8 protein-coding genes are annotated in these 13,191 nt (G+C 50.7%); 2 read left to right on the top strand and 6 right to left on the bottom strand.

Annotated features, from left to right (window positions below):
- Positions 1 to 11: 11 nt before the first annotated feature.
- Together K6J72_RS06020 and K6J72_RS06025 are read left to right on the top strand one after the other, a co-directional pair.
- Entirely contained in the window at positions 12 to 7,619 is a 7,608-nt protein-coding gene (locus K6J72_RS06020) for an outer membrane beta-barrel protein (RefSeq protein ID WP_221281232.1), read from the top strand.
- Positions 7,620 to 7,768: 149 nt separating this feature from the next.
- Positions 7,769 to 8,299 carry a tetratricopeptide repeat protein gene (locus tag K6J72_RS06025; protein WP_221279203.1) on the top strand — a complete coding sequence of 177 codons (531 nt, stop codon included), beginning with the start codon at positions 7,769 to 7,771 and terminating at the stop codon, positions 8,297 to 8,299.
- A 189-nt stretch (positions 8,300 to 8,488) separates the two neighbouring features.
- On the opposite strand, the gene K6J72_RS06030 is transcribed toward K6J72_RS06025, so the two are convergent.
- From K6J72_RS06030 to K6J72_RS06050, 6 genes are all read right to left on the bottom strand, one after another.
- Positions 8,489 to 8,674, bottom strand: a complete 186-nt coding sequence (locus K6J72_RS06030) for a hypothetical protein (RefSeq protein WP_221279202.1) — start codon at positions 8,672 to 8,674, stop codon at positions 8,489 to 8,491.
- 197 nt (positions 8,675 to 8,871) lie between these two features.
- Positions 8,872 to 9,282, bottom strand: coding sequence for a tetratricopeptide repeat protein (locus K6J72_RS06035; RefSeq protein WP_221279206.1), 411 nt, complete (start codon positions 9,280 to 9,282; stop codon positions 8,872 to 8,874).
- Between the two features lie 76 nt (positions 9,283 to 9,358).
- Positions 9,359 to 10,213 carry a pirin family protein gene (locus tag K6J72_RS06040; RefSeq protein ID WP_221279207.1) on the bottom strand — a complete coding sequence of 285 codons (855 nt, stop codon included), beginning with the start codon at positions 10,211 to 10,213 and terminating at the stop codon, positions 9,359 to 9,361.
- A 34-nt stretch (positions 10,214 to 10,247) separates the two neighbouring features.
- Positions 10,248 to 10,511, bottom strand: coding sequence for an NAD(P)H-dependent oxidoreductase (locus tag K6J72_RS08445; RefSeq protein ID WP_260320540.1), 264 nt, complete (start codon positions 10,509 to 10,511; stop codon positions 10,248 to 10,250).
- Positions 10,421 to 10,783, bottom strand: coding sequence for an NAD(P)H-dependent oxidoreductase (locus K6J72_RS08450; RefSeq protein ID WP_347709311.1), 363 nt, complete (start codon positions 10,781 to 10,783; stop codon positions 10,421 to 10,423). The genes K6J72_RS08445 and K6J72_RS08450 overlap by 91 nt, the downstream gene beginning before the upstream one ends.
- Before the next feature lie 51 nt (positions 10,784 to 10,834).
- The gene (locus tag K6J72_RS06050; protein WP_221279208.1) at positions 10,835 to 13,141 is read right to left on the bottom strand and encodes a TonB-dependent receptor family protein; all 2,307 of its coding nucleotides are present in this window, start codon (positions 13,139 to 13,141) and stop codon (positions 10,835 to 10,837) included.
- Between the last annotated feature and the right edge of the window lie 50 nt (positions 13,142 to 13,191).

A 13,191-nucleotide genomic window follows, 5' to 3' on the forward strand; every position in this document is an offset into this window, starting at 1 on the left:
AAAGGACATCCATGGACAAATCTAGATTCAAGCATGGGAGTTATCTCCTAGGTACACCTGGTCGCACGGTGCGGACTCCACTCCTTAAGACCATCAAAACCCTTAGTTTGGCCATAGCGGGTTGTTTGAGCCTCTCACCTCTAGATGCGACAGAGGTCGAGGTCCAAAACATGATCAACTCCGTGAGTGGCATTCTAGGGGGCACCTACACCACCCCCGGGGGCACCGCTGGTATTTATGGCCTCACATCTGCTACAAGCACGAGTGTTAGCGATATCCAAACCTCTCCTTTCATCGGCAGCTCTGGTGTAATCAACGACCCCCAAATCACTCAATACAACCTCTATGGAGCTGGCGGGCTTTTTGGCCAAATTTCTAGCTCCACAGGCTATGATTTCTTGGGCAACTACGCCAATATCTACCCCACCGCACAAGGGGTCTTTAACATCAACTCCCTTTTAGGGGAGCTAGGCTCTAGCGCGCGTTATGCCTATAACTACCGCACCACCTTTAGCGGGGTGGCCGCCGATCACAACATCGGTAATATCCAAAGCGGCAACACCAGCACGGTCACCAACACCGCCAATGTGGCTAATCCTTACTTTAGTGTCAATGGCTCCACTGGAGCGGTTACGGGGAATTTGAACAGCAGTTTGATTGCCAGCGGGAAAGTCCCCGCTTTGGCAGACAGCACGCTCACCAATTTATACACCAATATCAAAACCCTCACCAACCAGCTCAATATCAACACCCAGAGCAACACGCTTAACATGTCGCCCTCCGTGATCAATGCGTTTAACACCACCATTAGCTCCACAGGGAGTGCTTTCTTAAACGCGCTCGCTCCGACCAGCACCTCCAGCCTTAGCAGCGATTTAAACACACTCAATAGCCTGCTCTTTGCCGCTCCTGACAGCGCGGCTGCCAACAAGGCCATTTTAACCTCTGCAGGTTCGGGTGCGGAACAATACGCCTACACCCATGGCAGTCTACAAGCCTTGGGCAATTTAAACACGATCAACTCTCTAGTGGGTGGGCTTGTCAGCACAACGACAACCGGTGGCACCACAACCTACAGCCTCAACACCAACTACACGAACGCCTCTTTGGCTTTGGCGCAAAATGTAGGCAATGTCAATTCCACTCCCATGTCGGTGATCCAAGGGATCAACTACATCGCCAACAACACCCTCAACAGCTCCTCTCTGTCTGCGGTGATCACAGAGCTAGAAAAGCTCTACCCTAGCAATGGCTCGCTTGTCCCCACAGAGGCGCAAATCTTAAGCGGTTTAGGCAGCACCTTAGTCGATCCTGCCAATGCGAACGCGGTCTTCACGGCGTGGAAAGACATCATGGGGGCTCAAGTGAATGTGAAGGGCACGCCCACTTCTGTTCTAGCCGTTTTGCAAACCGCCTTTAACAGCACGAGCAACGCCACTGTGTTTAGCGATGTGTTGCAACTCAACCAAGCGGTTGCAGGTCTTCAAGCGAGTTACAACACTCTAAACAGCAACCTCGCTAGCAGTGCCAACACGAGTTTGGCAAATATCTTTAACAACTTTGCGACCGGTACTGCCATCAGCGCGCCTTCGACCGCCTTCTTAAAAACTCTAGAGAGTGCTTTTGGGAGCAGTGGGGCTTATGCGGGCTTGCAAAGCGCGCTTGGGAGTTTAGACAAACTTGTCAACACCAATGTCTTCACCTCTAATAACACCCAGCCGGTGGCTAGCTCCCAAACCGCAAACAACTACCCCAATACCAGCACGCCGGGCAACCAAACCACCTATCCGGGTACAGCCATTGCGCACCCTACAAGCGTCAATTCTTCATGGTCTACACAGAGTGTCAACAACAATGCGGCCTACAACGCCGCGTTTGACATTGCTTTGGGTCGGCTCCTTGCTGGATCGCTCAACTACAGCTCTTTAACCACCTCTTTAGAGGGGATGCTTAGCAATAGCTCGGCTGTGGGTAACCAGCAAGCCCTGCTCAACAGCATCACCAGCACCGGCATTGCCAACGCGGTTTCTAACATCGCCTACAATTACGGGACAGGCGATCCCAACAATCTTATAAATAGTCAAGCCCAAACCTTAAACCAGTTGCAGGCGATCACTTACTCTGAAAGCCTCTTGAACGCCTATGTGAACGCCATCACAGGCCCGCAGATGAGCGGTAACCAGCTCAACCAAGCCGCGGCGCTCTCTTATTTAGATCAAGCCTTGAGCGCGCCGGCTACTCAGGGCGGGCTCATTGCCACCACTCTCGCTAGCGTTCAGGGCAATTTGAACAACGCGATCAACACCGTGCCCCTAAACACCAGCACTATGGACAATCTCTTGGTGCAATCCGGGATTTATAGTGCAGGCAGTACGAACTTCCTTAATGGCGTGGTGGCTTCAGGCTCTAGCACCCTAGAGGGGTTGCTCAGTGATTGGAACAGCGTTCAAAGCAACTTTGCTGCCAGTGTCAATTTAGGAGCAGGAGGGAGCACTGCAAGTACAGCTTTTGATGGTTTATTTGGTGGCAGGGGCAGTGTTTCTGGGATGGTTGCCAACATTGCGACTTTCCTGAATGCCGCTGAAACGGCCTTAGCCAACGGCACTCTGAGCTTTGCAGCTTCTGTGAACACCGCTGTGCCTTATGTCCCTGACGGTGCGCCGGCGGGTACGACCCTAGAACAAGCCCGCTTGGCCTATGTGATCGCCCAAACAATCGCAACCCCTGCTAACATTAACACTTATTTTAGCGCAGGGCAATGGGCTACATTTGCACCTACCGGCTCTCCTCAACAGATCGCAGAAGATGCGTTGGTGCAGAATGCTTCGACCGCCGGCTCTCTTGCGTGGTATAACACCCAGCTGGCAACTAGCATTGGCACTGCTACTACAGGCGATATTTTGCAACTCGTCAACAATGTGGTGAATGTGATGAGCAATGTTGGACACATCCAAGACACCATCGCTAATAACTCTAATTTGACCAATTTTATCCAAGCTGCAAACAGCGCTAATACCCAGTCTTTTCTCCACAATCTCGACATTGTGGCGACCACCGAATCCAAAGACTTCGCAAGCGCGGCTGCCTCTAATATCAGCACGGCTTTAAGCGCCCTTCAGAGCAAAATGAGCACCATTGAGGGCCAGCTCAAAACTTGGGATAGCGTCAAACCCGGCATGACTCCGGGAGCGCCCACTTTGAATTTACCCTTAGCCTCTATGCTTAACAATGCGAGCAGCACAACCAGCGGACAAAATCTAGGCTATGCCAGCGCGAGTGTCAACACGATGCAACAAAGCCTAGCAGGGGTGTGGGGCACACTCAACAACGCCAGCTCTCTAACCACCTCTAACCTCAATGCGGCTTACTCCCAAGTGAGCACTTTAGGGGCCAGCATGGCCAAGCTTTATGAGAGCAATTCGACTTTCTTTACCGATGCGAATCTCAACAGCACGGCGGCGAGTGGTTTGCAAGGTGGGGTTGTCATCGGCATGGGAGATGGCACGACCAGCGCGTATTTTACCAATTTGACCAATCTTTACACCATCACAAACCTCATTGGATCGGTGGTTAATGGGGCTAATAACGCCACAAGCACCAATTACGCAACCGTGTTTAACCCCACTGATGGGGCTAGTTTGGTGAGCAATATTGCCACCCAAACAGCTTCATTGACCACAAACCTCAGTTCTAGCGCAGACAATGAGCAGTTGGCGCAGGTGTTGCTCAATGCGAGCAGTTACTCTGGTAGCTTTAACGCCAGTCCCAGCAGTTATGCCCCGCTGGCTCAAGCCCTCAATAATGCAGGCATCGGCGCAACAACTTACACAAATAGCAACGCACAAACCATTTGGACCGCGTGGCAAAATTTAGTGGGCGCAAATGGCAAAAGCGGCTATCTAGGCACACTCAATGGTGCGCTTAAAACCAGCCAATCTTTGAGCACGGCTTCAGGTGTCGCCCAGCTCATCACCGATGCGGCCAATTTGCAAAGCGCTAACACCGCCCTTACTGCTAAAGTTACCTCTGCATCTGGGGGGACTCTAACCATCAACAATCTCAACGGGGTGCAGTTTGCTAACGCCGTGAATGCGGCGAATAATTTAGGGGCTTTGCTCCAAAATTTGAGCACCACGAGCACGGCTTACTTGTCCGATCCGACAAATGCGAGTGTGGTCAATGCCGTAACCAATGTGATGGCTCTCATCAATGCGCTAGACAGCTATAACCACAACTTGGGGCTCTTGACCTCTTTGACCGGTAGCACGAATGCCAACACCATCGCCCAAGATGTGGTGGGCTATATCCAAGGCAATGCTTCCCTAGACAATTTGACCAAATCCGGCTTGCAAAGCGAGTTAGAAGAACTGCAAAATCTCTCCAACCGTTTAACCTATTTGCAGGGCTTGCAACAACGGGTTCAAGATGCGATGCAAAACAACCCTTACGCTTTGGTGATGCAAAAAAATGCGGTGCTCACAAGCGCAAGTTACCAAGGGGCCGCAGCCAATTTGTTTAGCGTGCTCAATTCTGATGGCAGCGGGCTTTTGAACAAATCCGTGGCTGCACAATACGCCACTTACAGCAGTTCTGATTACAGCTTGAATGGCAATGGGACGAATTTAAGTGGTCTATCTAGTGCGATCAACACAGATGCGACCAATATCGATAACTGGAACAAGACCATCAACAATCTCATCGGCAGCTCTAGCCTTTTAAATAGCGCCGCACAAAGCAACCCGGTTGCCGTCGCCAATGCGAGCGCTTATTTAAACACTGTGTCAAGCTCCATCTACAATGTTGTGGGGTATTTAAACGGCACTGCCAGCGCTAACCAAACCGCCGTAGCTTCTGTCAGCGGGGATTACAGTGCTGTCAACAGCATTCTCACAAGCCCAACGGCTGCGATTGCTAAAACAGACTTTCAGGGTTCTTTGAGCGCGCTTAATCCCACGACGCTATGGGATATAACGAGCGGCAACACAACAGTCCTTCAGGGCATGCAAGCGGTGCAGTGGCTCCAGGGGGCGATCAAGGGAGGCTTGGCCAATAGTGTGGCTAGCAACACAGCAACTTCAGGTCCTTATGTTGGGGGCTATGCGGCTATGACCGGCTTATTGAGCACCGCTTCTACGGGGATCGATGCTCTTGTAAATGGAGTGATGACTAATGCTGGTGTAACTGGCTATTCTTCAGGGATTACGGGGTCTGGCACAGTAGATGGCTCTAGCCAAACCGCTGTGAGTGTGATAAGCCGACTCGTGTCTGCCCTAGAAACCAATAACTTTGGAACTTACATCAATGGGAGCTCTCCGACCACATTCCCATCTGCTCATAACGCAGCTTTGCTTGAAAATCTCAAAACGGCTCTCACGCCCATTGTGGGCCCAGTGCAAGCGGCTACACTCGCAACTTCTGACACAAGCATCCAGCCCTTGCTCACAGCGATCAATGCGCTCATCAAGCCAGACAGTAGCTTTAACACCCTAAACTCTGAACTCAACGGAGGGGTTGTGGTGGGCACAACGAGCGCCTCTTCGATTGCAAGCAGCATCAGCGCGGCTCTCAATAGCGCGCTCACCTTTAGCAACCAAACCACCGCCGCCGCCGCCGCGTTAACAGCTGGGCTTTTAGGTTCGACTGGTGCAAATGGTACCCTCACCTCTGCGCAAATCAATGAGATGGTGGGCGTGGTCGATAGCCTCAATGCGATCTTTAATCCCACCAACATCACCGATCCGAGCGCCTCTAGCGGAGTGGGGACTTTAAATGCCGATCAGGCTTTGGTGCAGTTTGTCAAGGACGGCTCTAATACCCTATTGACCGGCACCGTGCCTACTGGTGGCACTGCGCCCACAACTTTAGCAGAAGCGATGGCTGTGGCCCTAGGCGTGAGTGGCGGTACAACTATCAATGCTTCTACTTTTAGCACCTACACGCCTCAACAATTAGCCGCGGCGGCCACAACCGTGCTTTCCAACGCCGCAGCTCTTAACGCCACAGAGCAAAACAACCTCATTAACTTTGCGCTCAAACAAGTGGTGGCAGACATGGGCAAATACGACAGCGCCCTTGGCTCTCTCACGCCGCTTTTAACGAGCGCGGCTGGCTCTGCTACAGGTCTTGGTAATTTGCTCAGCCAAGTAGCGGCCAACGCCACAGGGGTTAAAAACATCGCTAACATGCTAAACCCCAGCAATGATCAGAGCAATCAAGGCACTGCGATTAAAGAAAAAAATGGCATGCTCTCTAGCGCAAATGTCGCCCAAATCCAAAATCTCATCAACGCCATGACGGCAGAGACAGGACGGGTAACCACCTTAGATGGGCTCATTGATAAAACCGGCTACTTAGGGCAGTTGCTCAACCAAGTTTCTAGCAATAGTGCTGCAGAGACAGCCGCCCTTAGTAAGCTAGGCACCCAGAGCGTTTACACTGCCACACAAATCCAAGATGCCATTGCCAATTATAAATCAGCGGTCAATGGAGGTAGTGCCAATGGGGATAAAGGGCTCATCCAAGCACAAGTGGCCTTGATTTTGGCTAACCCACAAAACAGCGCGGCGGCTCTGCTTTCTAATTTGGCTAACTCTAACAGCACCACTAGTCTGGCCAATACCCTAAGTGTGCTCAACCAACAGGTGACCGGTGCACTCAACACACAAATAGGCGATGTTGTGGGGGCATTGCAGACCATGTTTGGGGATTTAGCGACCAAAACAAGCATCAATCCAGCAACGGTCAACACCGAGATCAATAATTTAATCAGCACCCTAGATCAGCTACAAGGCCAGGTGTTGAATGCGCTTGCAGGGGCAACCACCACCATCACACCTAGCCAGCCTCAAGCACTCTTTGCCAAAGGGGGTGCAAGTGTAGAGGGTGTGCAAGCATCTTATAAACCAGAGGCCTTGCAACTAGATGTCAGCACAACCAGTGCCACACCCACAACCCTTAAAAGTATTTTAAGCAAGGTCAACGACTCTATCGCCCAGCTCACGGCCTTAAAACAGCGCTTATTGCAACGCAGTCCGCAGTATGCAGCTTATCTCAACCGGACTTATGCCGCCTCCCACGCACCTATGCAGACCATGAACTCCAATGGCAACATGTACGGCATCGATGTGCAGTTTGGGTATAAACAATTCTTTGGCAAAAAGAAACGCTGGGGCTTGCGCTATTATGCGAACTTCAGTTACCAACACGGCACATTCATGGTCAGCGATGCGAGCGATTTGGACAACTTCACCTATGGTGCGGGTGTGGACGCGCTCTACAACTTCTATGAAAGCAAAGACAGCAAATACACCACCGGTCTCTTCGCTGGTTTGATGCTGGAGGGTTCTAGCTGGGGTGTGAAAGGCCAAAGTTACTACACCAACTTGATGAACTACTACAATGCGCACGGCGGCCATGCGGTCATGAACACCAGCTATTTCCAAATCCCCTTGAATTTGGGCTTTAGGACAAATGTCAACAAGCACAACGGCTTTGAAATCGGCTTGAGAATCCCCCTTGCGGTGAACTACTACTTCAAGGGAGAATTGGACGGCTCGAAACTAGACATCGCGTACAAACGCAATGTGTCTGTGTTCTTCAACTATGTTTACAACTTCTAAGCTTTGAGAGGTTGTTAGGTCTTTAGAGAGGGGGTAGCCCCTGCCCTTTGGGGGGGGGGTTTCTTTCTCCTTTGCTTGTTTCCCTTCCCTTTTTAAAAGCTGTCGGCTTGCTTGAAGCCAAAGCGCTATCGACTTTTTTAGGAGAGAAAATGACGGACTCACTAAGGGGTGCATGCCCGGCCATGTTGTTGGTTTTGTTGTGCTGGGGTGTGGCGCATGCAGACGGAGGGGCGAATCGGTATTTCAATCTAGGTGCAGATGCTTACCAAAGTGGAGATTATGCGCAAGCCGTGCAATATTACCAAAAGGCTGCCCAAATGGGGAGCGCAGACGCTTGCAATAATTTAGGGGGGCTGTATAAAAATGGACAGGGCGTTGCCAAAGACTACCTGAAAGCCATCCAATACTTCCAAAAGGCCGCCAAAATGGGAGTTGCGGACGCTTTTTACAATTTGGGGGTGATGTATGAAAATGGTGAGGGCGTTGTCAAAGACTATGCGCAGGCCATCTGGCACTACCAAAAGGCCGCCCAAAAGGGAGATGCAGATGGTTATTACGGCTTGGGTATGATGTATTGGAGGGGCGAAGGTGTCAAAAAGGATAAAGAAATGGCGCGGCATTATTACCAAAAGGCGTGCAATTTAGGCCACAAACTCAGCTGCAAGAAAGCGAGGAAGTGATCGCTTGCGTGGACGCTTGGGGGTGCTCCAGCGCTCTGGGCTTGCCCTGCAAGACAACACAGCCCCTCATTAACAGACACCTTCAAAGGCCAGCTTCTGCCCTCATCTTGGCCACAAGAAAGCAAGACGGCGTGCAAAGCCCCCCTTGAAGGCAGTCAACCCCCTCCACTCTTGTTGCTTCTAGCGTTCTTACAGACCTCCCAAATCCCATGAATCGTTGTCAAATGCTGCAAAGCAAGAATTTCTGCGGTGTTCTTGATTCCTCCATCCCCGCCCCGCTCTTGGTTTTTGTAAGGCAAGCAAAGCTTGCAGCTTTTCACGCGGGTCATTTACAGACTGATTGGCAACATCGGCCATGCTGTATTCCTGTTTCAACCATGCGCGTTGCTATGCAGAGCCGTCATGTCTGCAGGCGTTTAATCTGGCGGGCGAGCGTTTTGCGCTCGTTCCCACTAAAGGCGATGCCCATTTTGGCAAAACTTCGGGCTCTTAGGGGAAGAATGGTTTGATGAGGGGTTATTTATCTTGTTGTTTCTAGCCCCCCACATCCAACGCATGGGGGAAGCCAACCCTTAATGTTCTCTGTAGCGCATCCTCTCCAAAGCCGTTTGGGCGATGAAATCCCCCATGGTTGCGGCCTTTTGGTAATGTTCTTTGGCTTTAGCCATGTCCTGTGGCCTGCCATGCCCGTATTCATAAATGACTCCCAAAGCATGGTGCGCCCTGGCATCCCCCATCAGCGCAGCCTTTTGGAAGTACTCAAAGGCCTTGACAAAATCCCTTTCCCCCTCTTGACCGCAAGAATGCATGCCGCCTAGTTCGTAGTACCCCATCGCCTCCCCTGCTTCCCCCGCTTTGAGATAATACTCCGCAGCCTTTGCATAATCCTTGTTGTTGTAAGCCACTTTGGCTGCACTTAGGTAAACAACCCCCTCAGTACCCCCATCGGCTTCTATGGCGCTTGCTTCTTTTGCTTTAAGCACGAGAATCTCCTTGGCTATTTTTTAACAAACGGATCTCCATTTTACCCATTTTGAGGGCTAATTCCCTTAACTTGCCTTAAAGATTTCCAAAACGCCCTGAGCGCACATCTGCTATGGCCTGCTCGATCTCTGCTTGTGTGTTCATGACAAAGGGCCCATAGCCGACCACGGGTTCATTCAGGGGCGCGCCTGTGAGCACAAGCACTTTAGCCTCTTCAAGCGCAGAGAAAGCAAGCTGTGATCCCCCCCTTTGGAAGGTGATGAGTTGCTCTTTGTGTGCGCGTTGCCCCTCAAATGCCACCACACCATCCAGCACCAACATCAAGACATTGTGGCCTTCTGGGACCTCCAAACGCAAAGCATCCCCGCCCTGCACCCTTAAATCCCACAGATTGATGGGTGAAAAGGTTGTTGCGGGCCCCCTAACCCCCCCTAACTCCCCTGCAATGATCCGCGCCTTGCTTGTGCCCTCTAGGGCCACGCTTGGGATGTCTTGTGCGCGGATCGCTTGGTATTTAGGGGGGGTTAATTTATGGGCTTTGGGCAAATTCACCCAAAGCTGCACCACTTCAAACACCCCGCCTTCGTTGGCAAATTTCTTAGAGTAAAACTCTTGGTGCAAAATGCCCGCACCTGCCGTCATCCATTGCACATCCCCGGGGGTGATGATCCCGCCCCCTCCGTGCGAATCTGTGTGTTCCACTTCGCCGCTGTAGGCGATGGTCACCGTTTCAAAGCCCTTGTGGGGGTGTGGCCCCACGCCAAACTCCCCTCCACCCCCTTTAAAAGGGTGGGGCGCGTTGTAGTCTAAGAGCAAAAATGGGTCGCAATTTTTATGTGTATCGCGATAACTAAACATGGAGGCGACATAAAACCCATTGCCCACCCAATGTTTAGGGGGCGCGTCATAAACACGATCGACTTGTTTCATCGTTCTCCTTTTATGGGATAAACCCCTGATAATCTTAGCAACGCGTGGCCAAATCTTGATCGCTTAGCGTGAAAGCCCCAAAGGTGGCAAAGTGGCCTGTGTATGTACCTCCTATGAAGGCAATTGTGGCCTTAAAGGGGGTTAAGATCGCCTCTATAGAAAGCCCTATCTCAGTGTACTTCTCTAGAGGCGATCCTAAACTCACGGCTAAAGAAAATGCTTTGCCCTGCAGTGCCTTGCCGCTTGAACCATAGGCAAAGCCATAGGCGAGCACATCGTCCAAATACTTTTTAAACAAGGAAGGGCAGGAGTACCAAAAGATGGGGAATTGGAAAACGATATGTGTGTGGCTTGTGTGAGCAGTTGCTGCTCAGCCGCTATGTCGATCTTAAAATCCGGGTATTTGTGGTAGAGCTCGCTAAACACCACGCCTTTGTGGTGGATGCTCTCTTTTAAAGCCTTGTTGACACGGGATTTTTGTAAATCAGGGTGGGCCAAAACAACTAAAGTAGCCATTTTGTTCCTTTCGTTTTTTAGTAAGGCAGTTAAAGGCAAGGGGGCTTTTAGCATAAAAGGTGTGCTTTGTCAAGGCAAGCTAAGACACATAGCAACACCCCAACATTAAAACTCATAGCTCAAATACGCCGTAACCGAGCGGCCTGGGCCGGGCTGGTAACCGGCCGGGCTAGTGCCAATGCCCCTAAAGTAATATTTCATGTCAAAAATATTATTCACCTGTAAGCTCCCCGTGATTTTGTGCCGTCCACTTTGCCAAAAGACTTGGCTGATTTGGATGTTCCACACCCAATACCACGGCAAGAGCCCTACACTATTGCAACCCTGAGAAATGCCCGCATTTTTACTCGGGTCGAGCTTAAAGCAGGCAGTCTGGTTTTTGGCTTGGTTGAGCACAGAGGAGTAGGCGCGGCTGTAAAAGTAGCTGGAGAGTCCAAAGGTGGTGTGCTTGTAGGTGTAGCTCATGTCAAAAATAAATTGGTGGGGGCTCACATAGGGTAGCTTTTTGCCCTTGAGGTTGAAGGGGTGATTCACAATCCCCACAAAGTATTTTGTCTTATCTAGGGCATTGGTCGTAACGCGCGCGTCCGTGTAGGTGTAGGCCAAGTGCATTTGTAGTCCCCTAATGGGCGCGTAGTAAAGCTCCAACTCTACGCCCTGAGATCGAGCATCTAAGGGTCCCGGGCTATAGCCGCCGGAGTAGTAGTTTTTAGCAAAAATCACAAAGTAATTGGCGTTGAAGCTTAAGATGTTTTTATAGCTGTAACGCGAGCCACCCTCCAATTCGTTAAAGGTTTGGGTATAGTCAGAGGAAAACGCCCCAATGGTGGTCATGTTGAATTGTGGGGGGATGAAACTGCGGCGGTAGTTGCAATAAAGCAGCCACCCGTCTAAGGGCTTGTAGCCGATGTTTAAGGCGGGGCTAAATTGGTTGCTAGGTTCTTTAGTGGTGTTCCATAGATTGAAGTTATGCTTGGTGGGGATACTCTTATGTATGTTTAAAAAGGTGTAGCGCAACCCCGGGGTAACCACGACTTTGCCGCCTAGAAAACTCAGTTTGTCGCTAAAATACACGGCGGTGTAGTTGTTGTCCATTTTGACATTTTGACTCGGGCTCTTAATGAGAATATAAGGGCTCATGGTGCAAGAGCCACTGGCCCCCTCACAGGTGGATTGTAGGGTTTTAAAGAGCATGTTGCTTTGCATGAAACGCATGCCGACCTTGACATCTTGGCTCACAATGGGGTGGCTAAAATGCAGGTTTAAGGCTGGCTCGATGGCGTTGATGAGGTAGGTTCTGGCATGGTTGGCGATGAAAAACCCACTGTAATTATCATCGGTGTATATGTGCCCGATGGCAGGGTTGGTGTTCACACTTAAGTAGTTGGAGTCTAATTGGAAATCGCGGCTCATGGTGTGCCCGTAGTAGGTGAGTGTGAAGTCTCCCTCAAAGTGGCGGGTTTCAAAGAAATTTTGATAGCGCACGCTCCACAGCATTGCCTTGCCACTCTTGGCATTGTTGGGGCGGGTGTTGGCAAAGCGGTTTTTTTGATAATCAGCTAAAGCCATTGAACCCGGGTCTGCCATGTCAAAGCTATAATATTGGTAGTTGGCAGCGATTTTGTTGTTCTCATTGATTTGGTAGAGCAAGTCTAAAAGGTAGTTTTGGATGTTGGTGGGGCTATTGGCCCTAAAACCCTGCCCTGTGATGTAGTTGGCCTGCGCTTGCACGCCAAAGTGGTTGTTGATCATGCCCCCGCTTTTTAGGTAGGTGTTGTATAAAAAATTGTTGGCTAGGGTCTTAATGAAGGGCTGCCCCTTACTCTCAGGCCCCACAAAGCCCCCATTACTCGCCCGACCCCACGCTGTCATGCGCTCGGCTACTTGGTTTTGCCACTTATAAGGAATGGGCTTGGTGATGATGTTGATCACCCCCCCAAAGGCGTTGGGGCCGTATTGCACGCTCTCCCCGCCCTTAACCACGCTGATACGATCGATCATCTGGAAAGTGGCGGGGAAAATGGGGATGGAGATGTCGGCATAAGGAGCAGCATAGACAGGGATGCCATTGACCAAAATAAAGCCCGTGTTGCTGTTGCCTGAGCCCCCGCCCCCAAAGCCCCGCACTGAAAATCTAGGCAGAGCACCGATGCCTGTGGCGTTTCTTATGTGTATCCCGGGGACATTTTGCAAAGCTTCCTCAATGCTTTGGTTGGCCTGCTGTGTGAGTTGTTTATGAGAAATGATTGTTTGGCTACCCAAATAATTTTTCACTTCTTCACTGCGCCAGCTTTTGGGGGCTTCTTCATTGACCGACTTGCCCGTGGCCTCTACCCTTTGCAAGCTGTGGGTTTTTATTGCCCACAAGGGCATGCATGCACACACGCATAAAATAAAACTACTTCTACACATCATTATCCTTTCTAAAAAGGCGCATTTTACAAAAACAATTATAAGAATTA

It is taken from the genome of Helicobacter sp. NHP19-003 (assembly GCF_019703305.1).
Taxonomy (GTDB): domain Bacteria; phylum Campylobacterota; class Campylobacteria; order Campylobacterales; family Helicobacteraceae; genus Helicobacter; species Helicobacter gastrocanis.